This is a genomic window from Streptomyces sp. NPDC042364, assembly GCF_056437585.1.
The window spans coordinates 343251-359285 of record NZ_JBWKAJ010000001.1 but is presented as its reverse complement, the minus strand read 5'-3'; the positions used below and the strand labels follow the sequence as shown (position 1 = coordinate 359285).

At 71.1% G+C, this 16035-nt stretch carries 13 protein-coding genes; all 13 read right to left on the bottom strand.

Translation table 11 applies throughout. The features are described from left to right. Positions 1–123 precede the first annotated feature (123 nt). A complete protein-coding gene (locus AC067N_RS01505; RefSeq protein ID WP_478676838.1) occupies positions 124–843 on the bottom strand; it encodes a YggS family pyridoxal phosphate-dependent enzyme in 720 nt (239 codons plus the stop codon). Between the two features lie 5 nt (positions 844–848). Beyond that, a complete protein-coding gene (pgeF, locus tag AC067N_RS01500; RefSeq protein ID WP_478676837.1) occupies positions 849–1580 on the bottom strand; it encodes a peptidoglycan editing factor PgeF in 732 nt (243 codons plus the stop codon). Next, positions 1577–2770, bottom strand: a complete 1194-nt coding sequence (gene ftsZ / locus AC067N_RS01495; protein ID WP_478676836.1) for a cell division protein FtsZ — start codon at positions 2768–2770, stop codon at positions 1577–1579. Before ftsZ ends, pgeF begins: the two co-directional genes overlap by 4 nt. A gap of 279 nt (positions 2771–3049) precedes the next feature. Next, positions 3050–3853: a cell division protein FtsQ/DivIB gene (locus tag AC067N_RS01490; protein WP_478676835.1), complete on the bottom strand. Its 804-nt coding sequence runs from the start codon at positions 3851–3853 to the stop codon at positions 3050–3052. A gap of 24 nt (positions 3854–3877) precedes the next feature. Next, positions 3878–4966 (bottom strand): undecaprenyldiphospho-muramoylpentapeptide beta-N-acetylglucosaminyltransferase, encoded by a 1089-nt coding sequence (murG, locus tag AC067N_RS01485; protein WP_468072813.1) that lies wholly within the window; start codon positions 4964–4966, stop codon positions 3878–3880. 33 nt (positions 4967–4999) lie between these two features. Continuing rightward, positions 5000–6319: a putative lipid II flippase FtsW gene (ftsW, locus tag AC067N_RS01480; protein WP_478676834.1), complete on the bottom strand. Its 1320-nt coding sequence runs from the start codon at positions 6317–6319 to the stop codon at positions 5000–5002. A 94-nt stretch (positions 6320–6413) separates the two neighbouring features. After that, a complete protein-coding gene (gene murD, locus AC067N_RS01475; RefSeq protein ID WP_478676833.1) occupies positions 6414–7850 on the bottom strand; it encodes a UDP-N-acetylmuramoyl-L-alanine--D-glutamate ligase in 1437 nt (478 codons plus the stop codon). Continuing rightward, on the bottom strand, positions 7832–8905 hold the full coding sequence (mraY, locus tag AC067N_RS01470; protein WP_478676832.1) for a phospho-N-acetylmuramoyl-pentapeptide-transferase: 1074 nt from the start codon (positions 8903–8905) through the stop codon (positions 7832–7834). Before mraY ends, murD begins: the two co-directional genes overlap by 19 nt. Then, positions 8902–10317: a UDP-N-acetylmuramoyl-tripeptide--D-alanyl-D-alanine ligase gene (locus AC067N_RS01465; protein WP_478676831.1), complete on the bottom strand. Its 1416-nt coding sequence runs from the start codon at positions 10315–10317 to the stop codon at positions 8902–8904. Before AC067N_RS01465 ends, mraY begins: the two co-directional genes overlap by 4 nt. A 4-nt stretch (positions 10318–10321) precedes the next feature. Further along, entirely contained in the window at positions 10322–12007 is a 1686-nt protein-coding gene (locus AC067N_RS01460) for a UDP-N-acetylmuramoyl-L-alanyl-D-glutamate--2,6-diaminopimelate ligase (protein ID WP_478676830.1), read from the bottom strand. 81 nt (positions 12008–12088) lie between these two features. Beyond that, positions 12089–14065, bottom strand: a complete 1977-nt coding sequence (locus tag AC067N_RS01455) for a peptidoglycan D,D-transpeptidase FtsI family protein (protein ID WP_478676829.1) — start codon at positions 14063–14065, stop codon at positions 12089–12091. After that, entirely contained in the window at positions 14062–14658 is a 597-nt protein-coding gene (gene ftsL, locus AC067N_RS01450; protein WP_478676828.1) for a cell division protein FtsL, read from the bottom strand. The genes AC067N_RS01455 and ftsL overlap by 4 nt, the downstream gene beginning before the upstream one ends. Before the next feature lie 111 nt (positions 14659–14769). Continuing rightward, positions 14770–15726 (bottom strand): 16S rRNA (cytosine(1402)-N(4))-methyltransferase RsmH, encoded by a 957-nt coding sequence (gene rsmH / locus AC067N_RS01445; RefSeq protein WP_478676827.1) that lies wholly within the window; start codon positions 15724–15726, stop codon positions 14770–14772. Positions 15727–16035: the final 309 nt, after the last annotated feature.

Below are 16035 nucleotides of genomic sequence, written 5' to 3'. Positions count from 1 at the left end.
GAGTCCTCCGCTCTGTGGTGGATCGACTGACGACTTCCCAAGTGCCCGCGATCCACGAGGTCGTTGCGCCGCCCTTCGACGGAATGACCATATTTTCTGCTGTGGTCCGACTTCTTGGCGACGTTACCCGAGCGCGGGACGGACTCCGAGTACCGCAGTGCCGACGCGCACATGTGTCGCCCCCGCCGCCACGGCCTCCTCGAGGTCCGCACTCATCCCTGCGGAGACCATGTTCGCAGCCGGATGGGCGCGGCGCAGGTCGGTCGACAAATCCATCAACCGCTCGAAGGCCGCGCGCGGACGCCCCGCGTAGTCCCCGGTGAGCGGCGCTACGGTCATCAGACCATCGAGCCGGAGGCCCGGGGAGTCCGCCACCAGGTCGGCCAAGTCTTCGAGTCCGTCCGGCCCGACACCACCGCGCGACCCCCGGCCGCTCTCGTCCGCGTCGAGGGCGACCTGGATGAGGCACCCCACCTCGCGCCCGGCCCGGACCGCTTCCCTCGACAGCGAAGTGACGAGCCGGGAACGGTCGACGGACTGCACGAGATCCGCATAACGCACCACAGAACGGACCTTGTTGGTCTGCAGTTGCCCAACGAAGTGCCACACAAGGGACAGATCCGAGCACTCGGCCGCCTTGGGCGCCGCGTCCTGGTCCTTGTTCTCGGCGACATGACGCACACCGAGTTCCGACAGGATCCGCACATCGCTCGCGGGATACGTCTTGGTGACCACGATCAGGGTCACCTCTTCGCGCTTGCGCCCCGCGGCCGCGCACGCCGCCGCGATGCGGTCCTCCACCTTCGCCAGGTTCGCGGCGAGTTGTGCCTTACGGTCGGTCATGCCCCTCAGTCCAGCCAGACATATCCCGCGAGTCGCCCCGTGGTGCGGTCGCGTCGGTACGAGAAGTGGTCGCGCGACTCCAGCGTGCACACCGGCGACTGCTCCCGGTCGTGCACCCCCAGTCGCTCCAGCTGGGAGTGCACTCCGGCGCTCACATCCACGGAGGGCGTGCCCCAACTGGTCTCGGCGTACGCCGTCGGCTCCACGGCGGCCACGTCGGCGCGCATCGCTTCGCGCACTTCGTAGCAGCGGCCGCAGACGGTGGGGCCGGTGCGGGCGACGATCCGTGCGGGCTCGGCGCCGAGTTCGATCATGGCCTTGACAGCGGCGGGGACGACACCGGCGACCATCCCGGGCCGACCCGCGTGGGCGGCGGCCGCGACCCCGGCGACGGGGTCGGCCAGCAGCACGGGCACACAGTCGGCGGTGAGCACCGCGAGCGCGAGACCGCGCCCGGTGGTGACGATCGCGTCGACGGAGGGGATGTCGGCGGCGGAGCCCCATGGTCCGTCGACCACCGCCACGTCCGCGCCGTGCACCTGGTTCATCCAGACGACCCGCTCCGGCTCCAGGCCCAGCGACTTCGCGGCCAGCTCCCGGTTGGTCGTCACGGCGTCGGCGTCGTCGCCGACCGCCCCGCCGAGGTTGAGCTCCTCATACGGAGCGGCGCTCACCCCGCCCCACCTGTCGGTGAAGGCGAAGTGCGCGCCGCTCACGCTCTCGCGCTGTCCTATCACTTGAGGAAGTCCGGTACGTCCAGCTCCTCCGCCGCGCTGTCCGTGTAGGACCGGGACGGCGGGACCGGCGGGGCGACGGGCACCTCGCTCACCGGCTCCGGGGCGGCGGGCACCGGCTCCTCCTTCGGCTTGACGCTGCCGAGCGAGCCGAAGGACGGACGGGTCTCGGGGGCCCGCACCGGCGCGGGCTCGTCACGCTTGGCCGACGTCGAGCCGAGGATGTTGTCCCGCTTGGCCGGGGGCTGGCCGCCGTCGAAACCGGCCGCGATGACCGTGACGCGGACCTCGTCGCCGAGGGCGTCGTCGATGACCGCGCCGAAGATGATGTTGGCCTCGGGGTGGGCGGCCTCGCTGACCAGCTGAGCGGCCTCGTTGATCTCGAAGAGACCGAGGTCGGAGCCACCGGAGATGGAGAGCAGCACACCGCGGGCCCCGTCGATGGAGGCCTCCAGCAGCGGCGAGGAGATCGCCATCTCGGCGGCGGCCACCGCGCGGTCGTCGCCGCGGGCCGAGCCGATGCCCATGAGGGCGGAGCCGGCCTCGGACATGACGGACTTGACGTCCGCGAAGTCGAGGTTGATCAGACCCGGCGTGGTGATGAGGTCGGTGATGCCCTGGACACCGGAGAGCAGGACCTGGTCGGCCGACTTGAAGGCGTCGAGCACCGAGACCTGGCGGTCCGAGATGGACAGCAGCCGGTCGTTCGGGATGACGATGAGGGTGTCGACCTCTTCACGGAGCTCGGCGATGCCGTCCTCGGCCTGGTTGGCGCGGCGGCGGCCCTCGAAGGTGAAGGGGCGGGTGACCACGCCGATGGTGAGGGCACCCAGCGAGCGGGCGATGTTGGCCACGACGGGCGCGCCGCCGGTACCGGTGCCGCCGCCCTCGCCGGCCGTCACGAAGACCATGTCGGCCCCCTTGAGGACCTCCTCGATCTCCTCACGGTGGTCCTCGGCGGCCTTGCGGCCGACCGCCGGGTTGGCGCCGGCGCCGAGTCCGCGGGTGAGTTCGCGGCCGACGTCGAGCTTGACGTCGGCGTCGCTCATCAACAGAGCTTGCGCGTCGGTGTTGATGGCGATGAACTCGACGCCCTTGAGACCGACCTCGATCATCCGGTTGATGGCATTGACACCACCGCCGCCGACACCGATGACTTTGATGACTGCGAGGTAGTTCTGCGGTGCTGCCACGTCGAAGGCCTCTCGCCTCGAGTTACGTGTCGCCGCCTCGCGGGGTACCCGCGATCCGACGACTGATGCCGAAGTGGGACGGTCCGAACGCCGACCCGAACCCTAACGCTGAAGTTTAGGGTTACCAGTGTGTCTGTTCCTTGGACTCTTCCGAACAGGACACTAAGTCGACAAGTGGCGCCCGTTCAACGAACACGCCGAACCTCCCGTTTTTCTTTTCACCCTATGTGATCAGCCGTAGCGGTGCCCAACCAGGGTGCTGGCCTGCACGGATGCGCGTCAACTCCCTGCTGACGCAGGGGCCGTGGGAACACTCACGTCGAAGTACCCCGCGCCGGGGGCGGCTTCCATCAGGGCACTGAGCGCACGGGCCTTCGCGCGCCCCTTCTCCGCGCTCCCCCAGGCGACGGTACGGCCCCCGCTCAGCTCCAACGAGATGGAGTCGTAGGAGCGCACCCTGACCACCCGGGTGCGGGGCGCGATCGCGGCCGGAATGTCACCCGCGACCCGCACCGCCTCGCGCACGAGCCGGTCCTCGCCGAATCGCCGCAGACTGGCCGCCGAGGCCCCCGGGCCGGACAACTCCAATTCCAGGACGGGAACACCCTTCGGAGCACGCGAAACGGTGGCGAAGCGAACGCCCTTCGCGTCCACTTCGACGTACTTGCCCGAATTTCCGGCGGCTTCGACAATCAAAACCGGAGTACGTTCGGTGACTTTCAGCCCGATTCCATGGGGCCAGGAACGAATGACCTCAACCGAGTCGATTCGGGGCAATTCATCCAGCAATCGCGACTCGATCGCGCCGGTGTCCACGGAAATCAGCGGATCCCCGAGGGGCACCTCGGCGGCGTCCCGCACCTGCGTCTCGGTCAGCACCCGGGTGCCCGACACGGACACCCGCTCGGCCCGCAGCCACGACGAGCCGTACAGGGCCCAGAGCGAGGCGCCGCCGAGCAGCACCAGGGCGACCGCGACGGCGATCAGCGTCCGGGGCCCCGGCAGCCGCGGTCGGCGCCGTGGAAGCGGGCCGGATCCCCGATCGTCGTCCGCGCCGCGTTCGGCGGTGGTCGGTCCGGCCACGCTCCCCTGCCTTCTGTCGCGCCCCTAGCGGCGCGACGCGATCGCCTCGTACACCATTCCGACGAGCAGGTCGTCGGCGTCCCGGCGGCCGAACTCGCTGGCGGCGCGGGACATCTCGTACAGCCGGTGCGGGTCGGCGAGCACGGGCAGGACGTTCTGCTGGACCCACTGGGGGGTCAGCTCCGCGTCGTCGACCAGCAGTCCGCCGCCCGCCTTGACCACCGGCTGGGCGTTCAGTCGCTGTTCGCCGTTGCCGATCGGCAGCGGGACGTAGGCGGCGGGGAGCCCGACGGCGGAGAGCTCGGCCACGGTCATGGCACCCGCGCGGCAGAGCATCATGTCGGCAGCGGCGTACGCGAGGTCCATCCGGTCCACGTAAGGTACCGGGATGTACGGGGGCATTCCCGGCATCTGGTGCACCTGCGGCAGTTCGTTCTTCGGGCCGACCGCGTGCAGGATCTGGATCCCGGCCTGCTGGAGGTAGGGGGCGACCTGCTGGACGACCTCGTTGAGGCGGCGGGCGCCCTGCGAGCCGCCGGAGACCAGCAGCGTCGGCAGGTTCGGGTCGAGGCCGAACAGAGCGCGGGCCTCGGGGCGCGCCGCGGCACGGTCGAGGGTGGCGATGGAGCGGCGCAGCGGGATGCCGATGTACCGGGCGTCGCGCAGCTTGCTGTCCGGGGTGGAGACGGCCACCTGGGCGGCGTACCGGGAGCCGATCTTGTTGGCGAGGCCGGGGCGGGCGTTGGCCTCGTGGACGACGATCGGCACCCCGAGGCGCTTGGCGGCCAGGTAGCCGGGGAGGGCGACGTAGCCGCCGAAGCCGACGACGCAGTCCGCCTTGGTCCGCTCCAGGATCTGCTCGGTCGCCTTGATCGTGCCCCGCAGCCGGCCGGGCACGGTGATCAGCTCAGGGGTGGGCTTGCGTGGCAGGGGCACGGCGGGGATCAGCGCGAGTTCGTAGCCGCGCTCGGGGACGAGGCGTGTCTCAAGGCCGCGCTCCGTGCCCAGGGCCGTGATGCCCACGGTCGGGTCCTGCCTGCGCAGGGCGTCCGCGAGGGCGAGCGCGGGCTCGATGTGACCGGCGGTTCCGCCACCGGCGAGGACGACATGCACCGAAATTCACCGCTCTCCGGACGTACGTGCCGCTCAGGCACGCCGTCGCATCGTGTTCCATCTCCCGGGCCGCCCCGAAGGGCCGCCGCCCCGCTTTCTACCAAAGCGGGGTTGCCGCATCGCAAGCGCCGCCCGCGCAGCGGGCTCGTCGCGTGCGAAGGCGATCAGCAGCCCGATGGCGAACATGGTCGGCAGCAGGGCGGAACCCCCGTAGGAGAACAGCGGGAGCGGGACTCCGGCGATCGGCAGCAGACCGAGCACCGCACCGATGTTGATCACCGCCTGAGCGGTGATCCAGGTGGTCACGCCTCCCGCGGCATACCTGACGAAGGGGTCCTCCGTGCGTCCGGCCACGCGGATACCCGCATAGCCTAGAGCCGCGAAGAGGGCGAGCACCGACAGCGTCCCCGCGAGGCCCAGTTCCTCACCGGTGACGGCGAAGATGAAGTCGGTGTGCGCTTCCGGGAGTTGGCCCCATTTTTCCACACTGGCACCGAGCCCCGAGCCGAAGATCCCGCCCGAGGCGAGGGCGTAGATGCCGTGCACGGCCTGCCAGCAGGTGTCCCCCTGCCCCGGTTCCGTGGCACCGATGCAGGCGAGCCGGGCCATACGGTTCTCACTGGTCCTGATCAGGACGAAACCGATCAGCCCGGCCACGGACAGCACGCCCACGAACAGCCTGGTCGGCGCCCCGGCCAGCCACAGCAGGCCGAACAGGATGGCCGTGAGGATGATCGCGGTGCCCATGTCGCCACCGAGCATGATCAGTCCGAGGAGCGTGAACGCCACCGGCACCAGCGGCACCAGCATGTGCTTCCACTGGGTCAGCAGCCGCTTGTCCTCCTTGCGGGCGAGCAGATCGGCTCCCCACAGCACCAGCGCCAGCTTGCCGAACTCGCTGGGCTGGATCTGGAAGGAGCCGCCGACGGCGATCCAGTTCTGGTTGCCGTTGATCGACTGCCCTATCACCTGCACCAGGGCCATCAGGAAGACACAGCCGGCGAGGATCGGGTACGCGAGCGCCCGGTGCAGCTTCACGGGCATGCGTGAGGCCGCGAGCAGCAGAAGGCCGCCGATCGAGGCCGCGAGGAACTGCTTGCGGAAGAAGAAGGTCCCCGGCAGCGACTTCTGCAACGCCGTGATCTGCGAGGCCGAGTAGACCATCACCAGGCCGAGCACGGTGATCAGCAGGCTGCCGCCGAGGATCAGGTAGTACGCGGTGAGCGGACGGTCCCAGGCCCGCCGTGCCCGTGTGTGGAGACGTCGTACGGGGTTCTCGCGGGACGGGCGGGGGACGGGCGGCCGGCGGGTGAGGCGCTGGACGGGAGGGCGCCCGGTGCGGCTACCGGGCATCGGGCGCGCCCTCCCCGCGGCGCACCGAACACATCCGTGTCACGTGTTCCCTCCCAGGTTCGCCCAGCTCACCCGCCAGGCACGGGCGGGCCGGTCAGCCGTCCGCGGCGGCGAGTTCGCGCACTGCCTCCGCGAACGCGTCCCCGCGCCTGTTGTAGTTGACGAACATGTCCATCGACGCGCAGGCCGGTGCCAGCAGCACCGTGTCGCCCGCCTGTGCGAGCGCCCGTGCCTCGCGGACCGCCGCGAGCATCGCCCCAGTGTCTGTCCGGTCGAGGTCCACGACCGGCACTTCCGGGGCGTGTCGCGCCAGCGCTTCGCGGATCAGCGCGCGGTCCGCGCCGATCAGTACGGCACCCCTGAGCCGCTTCGCCGCCCCGGCGACGAGTTCGTCGAAGGTGGCGCCCTTGGCGAGTCCGCCCGCGATCCACACGATCGACTCGTAGGCCGCCAAGGAGGCCTGCGCGGCGTGGGTGTTGGTGGCCTTGGAGTCGTCGATGTACGTGACGCCGTCCACGTCGGCCACGTGCGCGATGCGGTGCGCGTCCGGGGTGAAGGCCCGCAGGCCGTCCCGTACGGCCTCGGCGGGCACGCCGAAGGCGCGGGCGAGGGCGGCCGCGGCGAGGGCGTTGGCGATGTTGTGCGGGGCCGGCGGGTCGATGTCGGAGACCTCGGCGAGTTCCTGGGCGTTCTTCTGCCGGTTCTCGACGAAGGCGCGGTCGACCAGGATGCCGTCCACGACGCCGAGTTGGGACGGGCCCGGGGTCCCGAGCGTGAACCCGACGGCCCGGCAGCCCTCTTCGACGTCCGCCTCGCGCACCAGGTCCTCGGTGGACGGTTTGTCGGTGGCATCCACGTTGTAGACGCAGGCGACCCGGTTGCCCTCGTAGACGCGGCCCTTGTCCTTGGCGTACGCCTCCATGGAGCCGTGCCAGTCGAGGTGGTCGGGGGCGAGGTTCAGGACGGCGGCGGAGTGGGCGCGCAGGGAGGGCGCCCAGTGAAGCTGGTAGCTGGACAGCTCCACGGCCAGTACGTCGTACTGCTCCTCGCCGAGGACGACGTCCAGCAGCGAGACCCCGATGTTGCCGACGGCGGCCGTCCGCAGCCCCGCGGCCTTCAGGATCGAGGCGAGCATCTGGACGGTCGTGGTCTTGCCGTTGGTGCCAGTGACGGCCAGCCAGGGCGCCGCGTCGGGACCGCGCAGGCGCCAGGCCAGCTCGACGTCGCCCCAGATCTCCACGCCGGCCTCGCGGGCGGCGGCGAACAGCGGCTTGTCGGGCTTCCAGCCGGGCGCGGTGACGACGAGGTCGGTGCCCTCCGGCAGGGTGGCACCGTCACCGAGGCGCACGGTGATGCCGAGCGCCTCCAGGTCGGCGGCCTGGGCCCGGGCGCGTTCGTCGTCGCCGTCGTTGACGACCGTGACGGCGGCGCCGAGGCCGTGCAGGACCTTGGCCGCCGGGATGCCTGAGACGCCGAGCCCGGCGACGGTGACGTGCTTGCCCTGCCAGTCGGTCACTTGTCGGCCGCCCATCCCGCGTAGAAGAGGCCCAGTCCGACGATCACGCAGATGCCCTGGATGATCCAGAAGCGGACCACGACGAGGACCTCGGACCAGCCCTTGAGTTCGAAGTGGTGCTGCAGCGGTGCCATGCGGAAGACCCGCTTGCCGGTCAGCTTGAACGAGCCGACCTGGATGACGACCGACATGGTGATGAGGACGAACAGACCGCCGAGGAGCGCGAGGAGCAGCTCGGTGCGGGAGCAGATCGCGAGACCGGCGAGGGCGCCGCCGAGGGCCAGCGAACCGGTGTCACCCATGAAGATCTTCGCGGGCGAGGTGTTCCACCACAGGAAGCCGAGGCAGGCGCCCATCAGCGCGGAGGCGACGATCGCGAGGTCGAGGGGATCGCGTACCTCGTAGCAGGCTTCCGGGTTGGTCAGGGTCTGCGTGTTGGCGCAGGACTCCTGGAACTGCCAGACGCCGATGAAGGTGTACGCGCCGAAGACGAGCACCGAGGCGCCGGTGGCGAGGCCGTCGAGACCGTCGGTGAGGTTCACGCCGTTCGACATCGCGAGGATCATGAACAGCGCCCAGATCACGAACAGCACCGGGCCGATGGACCAGCCGAAGTCCTGCACGAAGGAGAGCTTGGTGGAGGCCGGCGTCTGGTCGCGGGCGTCCGGGAACTGCAGCGCGAGCACCGCGAAGGCGATGCCGACGATCAGCTGGCCGGCCATCTTCGCCTTGGCGCGCAGACCCAGCGAGCGCCGCTTGACGATCTTGATGTAGTCGTCGAGGAAGCCGACGAGGCCCATGCCGCCCATCAGGCCGAGCACCAGCAGACCGGAGAAGGTCGGCGGCTGACCCGTGATGACCTTGGCCAGGAAGTACGCGGCGATCGTCGCGAGGATGAAGGCGATACCACCCATGGTCGGCGTACCGCGCTTGCTGGCGTGCTCGCGCGGGCCGTCGTCCCGGATGTACTGGCCGTAGCCCTTGCGGGCCAGCAGCTTGATCAGCAGCGGGGTGCCGACCAGGGTCAGGAAGAGACCGATGACTCCTGCGAACAGGATCTGCTTCATCATCGCGCGGCAACCTCACCCTCGTTGCCGCCGTCGAGCAGCGCCTGCGCCACACTCTCGAGCCCGACCGACCGGGACGCCTTCACGAGTACGACGTCCCCCGGGCGCAACTGACTGCGCAACAGGTCGACCGCCGCCTGTGCGTCGGACACGTGCACCGACTCCTCACCCCACGAACCCTCGTTGTATGCGCCCAGTTGCAGCCAGGAGGCCTCCCTGCCCCCGACGGCGACGAGCTTGCCGACATTGAGCCGGACGGCGAGCCGTCCGACCGCGTCGTGCTCGGCGAGCGATTCGTCCCCGAGCTCGGCCATCTTGCCGAGCACCGCCCAGGTCCGCCGCCCCTTGCCCATCGCTGCCAGCGCGCGCAGAGCGGCCCGCATGGACTCGGGGTTCGCGTTGTAGGCGTCGTTGACGACCGTCACGCCGTCCGGGCGCTCGGTGACCTCCATCCGCCAGCGGGAGAGGGAGCCCGCCTCGGAGAGCGCGGTGGCGATCTCTTCCGCGGACATGCCCAGCTCATGGGCGACGGCGGCCGCGGCGAGCGCGTTCGACACGTGATGCTCACCGTACAGGCGCATGGTCACATCACTTGCACCGGAGGGTGTGTGAAGGCGGAAGGAGGGCTGTCCCGCGTCCGTGAGCCGTACGTTCTCCGCCCGTACGTCCGCTTCGCCGGACTCGCCGAAGAGCAGCACCTTGGCCTTCGTACGGGAGGCCATGGCGCGGACCAGGGGGTCGTCGGCGTTGAGGATCGCCGCGCCGCCCTCGCTCGCCGGCGGCAGGGCCTCGACCAGCTCGCCCTTGGCCTGTGCGATCTGCTCCCGGCCGCCGAACTCACCGATGTGGGCGGTGCCGACGTTGAGCACGAGGCCGACCTTGGGCGGGGTGAGACCGGTGAGGTAGCGGATGTGGCCGATGCCGCGGGCGCCCATCTCCAGGACGAGGAAACGGGTCTCCTCGGTGGCGCTGAGCGCGGTGAGGGGCAGCCCGATCTCGTTGTTGAGCGAGCCGGGCGTGAACACCGTCGGCGCCTTGCGCCGGAGCACCTGGGCGATCAGGTCCTTGGTGCTGGTCTTGCCCGCGGATCCGGTGAGGGCGACGAGGGTGGTGCCGAGTTCGCGCACCACATGGCGGGCGAGGGCGCCGAGCGCCGCCTGGACGTCGGCCACGACGATCGCGGGCACGCCGACGGGGCGGGACGCCAGCACCGCTGCCGCGCCCGCCTCGACGACGGCGGCCGCGAAGTCGTGGCCGTCCACGCGCTCGCCCGCGAAGGCGACGAAGAGGCTGCCGGGCTCCACCTCACGGGAGTCCCGGACGACGGGTCCGGTGACCTTGACCGACGGATCCGGTATGTCGTGCGTCTGCCCGCCGACGACTTCTGCGATCTCGGCGAGAGAGAGGGCGATCACAAGTTCATCCCTGGGTCTGCTGGATAGCTTCGCGGAGCACCTGGCGGTCGTCGAAGGGACGTACCACACCGGCGATGTCCTGGCCCTGCTCGTGGCCCTTGCCCGCGACCAGCACGGTGTCGCCGGGTTTCGCGCGGGCGACGGCCGCGGCGATCGCGGCGGCCCGGTCCTCGAAGAGGAGGACCTCGCCGCGCTCGTGGACCGGGACGGAGGCCGCGCCCTCGAGCATGGTGGCGAGGATCGCGAGGGGGTCCTCGGAGCGGGGGTTGTCGGAGGTCAGTACGGCCGTGTCGGCGAACCGGGCGACGGCGGCGCCCATCGGCGCGCGCTTGGTCCGGTCCCGGTCTCCGCCGCAGCCGAGCACCACGTGCAGCCTGCCCTCGGTGACCTTGCGCAGCGCCTTGAGCACGGACTCGACCGCGTCCGTCTTGTGGGCGTAGTCGACGACCGCGAGGTAGGGCTGCCCGGCGTCCACGCGCTCCAGGCGGCCCGGCACACCCGGCACGGCGGCGACGCCGTCGGCGGCGGTCTGCGGGTCGATCCCGGCGACGGCCAGGGCGACGATCGCGGCGAGGGTGTTGGCCACGTTGAACGGCCCCGGCAGCGGCGACCTGGCGGTGATCCGCTCGTCCTTGGGGCCGATCACGGTGAACGTCGAGTCCAGCGGGCCGACCTCGACGTCCACGGCACGCCAGTCGGCGTCGGGGTGGCCCTCGGCGGAGAACGTGACGACCGGGACGGTCGCCTCCTTGGTGAGCCGGCGACCGTACTCGTCGTCGAGGTTGACGACGCCGAGCCTGCTGCGCTCCGGCGTGAACAGGCTCGCCTTGGCCTGGAAGTAGTCCTCCATGCCGGAGTGGAACTCCATGTGCTCCGGGCTGAGGTTGTTGAACACCGCCACGTCGAAGACGCAGCCGTCGACCCGGCCGAGGACCAGGGCGTGGCTGGACACCTCCATGACGACCGCGTCCACGCCGCGTTCTCGCATGACGGCGAAGAGGGCCTGGAGGTCCGTGGCCTCGGGGGTGGTGCGTTCGGACTTGATGCGCTCGTCGCCGATGCGCATCTCGACCGTGCCGATGAGCCCGGTGGAGCGGACCGTCCTCAGGCCGCCCTCGACCAGGTAGGCGGTGGTGGTCTTGCCGGAGGTTCCGGTGATGCCGATCTGGAGCAGGTCGCGGCCGGGTCGGCCGTAGATGGTGGCCGCCAGTTCGCCCATCCGTCCGCGCGGGTCGTCGACCACGAGGACCGGGAGACCGGTGGCGGCGGCGCGCTCGGCCCCGCTCGGGTCGGTCAGGACGGCGACGGCGCCGAGGCCGGCCGCCTGGTTCACGAAGTCGGCGCCGTGCAGCCGGGCGCCCGGCAGGGCGGCGTACAGGTCACCGGGGCGGACGGCGCGGGAGTCATGGGTGATGCCCGTGACCCCGGCGGCGCTGTCCGGCCCTCCCGGGTTCTCCGGCTGTGCGGCACCCAGCTGTCCGGCGAGTTCCGCGAGGGGTGTGGCGGAGACCTGGGCCGGCCTGGGCGGTCCGGGGTATGTCACGGAAACGCCCTTCTGGGTGGTTTGGGACTGATCAGCGTGTGGCACGGCGGTGAGCGTACCGGGCGCACCCCCGCCGGAGCGAAGCGAGGGTTTGTGCGAGGGAGGTGCGGATGCGTGGTTCCCGGGGTCGGGAGTGATCATGGTCACGAGTGCGTTCCTGGCTGGTTGCGCTGATCAGCGGGTGGATCAGGGAGGGGTCAGGAGGGACGGGGCCGCCCGGGCGGCGGGTCAGGGCTTGAAGCTGACGGGCAGGTTCGCGGGCCCGGCGCCGGTCGGCGGGACCTGGAGTGTCTTCAGGGCGAACTCCATGACCTCCTTGTAGATGGGGCCGCAGATCTGGCCGCCGAAGTAGTTGCCCTTGGTGGCGTTCTGGATGGCGCAGTACACGGTGATCCGCGGCTTGTCCGCGGGCGCGAACCCGGCGAACGACGAGGTGTAGCCGCGGTACCTGCCGGTGGCCGGATCCACGCGGTTCGCCGTGCCCGTCTTGCCCGCGACCCGGTAACCGGGGATGCGCGCCTTGGTGCCGGTGCCCTCCTCGTCGTCCACGACGGACTCCAGCATCCTGGCCAGGGTCTTCGCCGTCTTCTCGCTCACGACCCGCGTCTTCTTCGGCTTCGGAGCGGGGGTGAAGCGGCCGTCCGGTCCCCTGGTGCCCCGGACGACGGTGGGCTCCACGCGTACGCCGCCGTTGGCGATCGTCGAGTAGACGGAGGTCGCCTGCATGGCGTTTATGGAGACGCCCTGGCCGAAAGGGATCGTGTACTGCTGCGACGTCGACCAGTCGCGGGGCGCGGCGAGGATGCCCTTGGTCTCGCCGGGGAAGCCGAGCCCGGTGTAGCTGCCGATGCCGAACTTGCGCAGGTAGGAGTAGAGGATCCGGTTGGACTCCCGCTGGTTCCCGCCGAGTTCGCCGGTGGCGAGGATCGTGCCGATGTTGCTGGACTTGGCGAGCACGCCGTTGAGCGTGAGGTACCAGGTCGGGTGGTCGATGTCGTCCTTGAAGAGGCGGTCGCCGCGGTGCAGCCGGTTGGGCACGGTGACGTGTGTCCCGGGGGTGGCGACGTTCTCCTCCAGTACGGCGGCCATCGACATCACCTTGGCGGTGGAGCCGGGCTCGTAGGCGTCCTGGAGGGCGGCGTTCCCCAGGGCGTCCGGGTTCGCCCTGGTGAGGTCGTTGGGGTCGAAGCCCGGCGAGTTGGCCATGGCGAGGATCTCGCCGGTGCGGGTGTCCTGCACTATCACGTAGCCGCGGTCCGCCTTGGACTTCTTCACCTGCTCGGTGATGGCGCTCTGCGCGGCCCACTGGATGTCGCGGTCGATGGTCAGCTCGACGTCGGAGCCGGCGATGGCGGGGGTCTCGGCGGAGCCCGCGGTGGGCACGAGGCGGCCGCCGGACTGGGCGTAGCGGATCTTGCCGTCCTTGCCGGACAGCTTGCTGTCGAGCTGCTGCTCGATACCGCCGCCGCCCTTGCCCTCGGCGTTGACCCAGCCCAGTATCCCGGCGGCGAGGTCGCCGTTGGGGTACACACGCTTGCTGCTGGGCTCCTGGAAGACGCCGGCCAGCACGTTGACGGTGCCCGGGTCGTCCTTGGCCTTCTTGACGAGCGCGGTCTTCAGGTCGCTGATCTGGTTCCAGACCTGGGGGGTCTGGCGGCGGGCGAGGAGGACGTACCGCGTGTCCTTGGTGCGCAGCTTCCTGGCGATCGTCTCCTGTTCGGCGCCGAGGATCGGCGCGAGGAGCGCGGCCGCCTGCTCGGGCCCGTCGCCGACCTTGAGCTGTTTCCTCGTGAACATCGTGGGGTCGGCGGTGATGTCGTTGGCGTCCGCGCTGATCGCCAGGGCGACGCCGTTGCGGTCGGTGATCCCGCCCCGCTCGGCGGCGAGGACCCGGCCGACGTAGCGGTTCCGCTCGGCCTTGGCCGCGTACTCGCCGGCGTCGACGGCCTGTACCTGGAGCAGCCGCACGACGAAGGCGATCATCACCAGGGTGAGTGCGAGGCTCACCAGGCGAAGCCGGGGGCGCGGGTTGCCCAGGCGGATGGTGCGCGGTGCCGGCCGCCGGGGAGTGCTCGGCCGGCGCTGCCCCGCGGGGCGGGCGCCGGGGCCGGGGCGGCGCTGCGGGCCGCCCGGTCGCACGGGCCGGGCGGGGCCGGGTACCCGGCGGCGGGGTGGCTGCCTGCCTGAATCGGCCACTTCCGTCACCTGCCGGGGTTCGTCGAGAGCGGCGTGGACCGCACGGGCGGGCCGGTGGGGGCGGGCGCGGCTCCGGGGGGCACAGCGGACGGCCGCGCCGCCGGGGAGCCCGACGGCGTGAGGGACGCGGGGGGCGTGGGAGTGGAGGTCGAGGTCGGGTGGGGGGCGGGGCCCGCGGAGGGCGCGTCGGCGAGTGCCTCGGGAGCGAGGACCAGGGGCATGCTCGCCGGTGACTGCGGCGCGGCGGGGCTCGGGACGCCCTTGACGCGGCCGTCGGGGTCCAGGAAGGCCGGGTCACCGCCGGGCACCATGCCCAGCTCGCGGGCGCGGCGCTGGAGTGCCTCGGGGGCGGAGTAGGCGTCCACGTCCCGCTGGAGCGCCTGTTCCTCGTCGGTGTAGCTCTTCACGTCGTCCTGGAGGTCGTCGAGCTGGAACGACCCTTCGCTCAGCGCGGAGTTCAGTACGAGGAGGCCGATGAGGCCGCCGCCCAGGAGAGCGACGACAAGCAGGACGAACGGGGTGCGGGCGGCCCGGCCGGAGCCGGCGGGCAGGAGCCGCGCGAGACGTGCGGCGCGGCCCCTCAGTTCGGGTTTCCTGCTCACACACCCTCCCTGCCTGTTCGCTTCTCGGACTCACTCCTGGTGCCGGCGAGTTCGGTCTCCGGACTCACCACCGCCCCCTTCACGCACCGCGTTCCGGCCGCCCCGTACGCCTCACTCGACGTCCTCCCGGATGCGCTCGGCGCCGCGCAGCCGCGCGGGGGCGGCACGCCGGTTCTCGGCGACCTCCTCCTCGGTGGGAAGTTCGGCACCACGGGTGAGGAGCTTGAGCCGGGGCTGGTAGCGCTCGGGGACGACGGGGAGTCCGGGGGGCGCGGTGGAGGTGGCGCCCGCCGCGAGCACCTGCTTGACGAGGCGGTCTTCGAGCGAGTGGTACGACAGCACGGCGATCCGGCCGCCGACCGCGAGGGCCTTGACGGCGGCGGGGATCGCCCGTTCCAGCACGGTGAGTTCGCCGTTGACCTCGATGCGCAGCGCCTGGAAGGTGCGCTTGGCGGGGTTGCCGCCGGTGCGCTTGGCGGCCTGCGGCAGCGCGTCGCGGATCAGTTCGACCAGGCGCGCGCTGTTGGTGAAGGGCTCCTTATCGCGCTCGCGCACGATCGCGGAGACGATCCGCTTGGCCTGCTTCTCCTCGCCGTACGCCCGGAGGATCCGGACGAGTTCGCCGGCCGGGTAGGTGTTGAGGACCTCTGCGGCGCTGATGCCGGTCGTCTGGTCCATGCGCATGTCGAGCGGGGCGTCCTGGGCGTAGGCGAAGCCGCGGTCGGCCTCGTCGAGTTGCATGGAGGAGACGCCGAGGTCGAAGAGGACGCCCTGGACGTGCGGGACGTCCAGGCGGGCGAGGACGTCGGGGAGTTCGTCGTAGACGGCGTGCACCAGGGTGGCGCGGTCACCGAAGGGGGCGAGCCGTTCCCCGGACAGACGCAGCGCCTCCTTGTCGCGGTCGAGGGCGACGAGCCGGGCCTCGGGGAACCGGGTGAGGAGCGCCTCGCTGTGGCCGCCGAGCCCGAGGGTGCAGTCGACCACGACGGCACCGGGCTCCGTGAGGGCCGGGGCCAGCATGTCCAGGCACCGCTGGAGCATGACGGGAACGTGTCGGCTCTCGGTCAAGGGGCCCTCTCAAGTCCGGCGGGCCCGTACGCACCGCCGGGTCCCCGCCCGCTCGGGAAGGGGAGGTCGGCCGGCGCCGGAAGTGCCGGCCGGCCGGGAGCGGGAGGAGGCCGAGCCGTACGTACGCGCCGCGCACGCGGGGAGACAACCGGGCAGTCACCGGATCTCTCGGTATGTCAGTCCAGCAGGGGGTCCTCACCTCCCGCTCCGCGTCACTTTAGTCCACGGCTCCTCGCGGTCAATCAACCGGCCTGCGCGTCGCGACGCCACTCCCGGAGCGTAGCCCGGAAAGCCGGGAAATCACCCGGA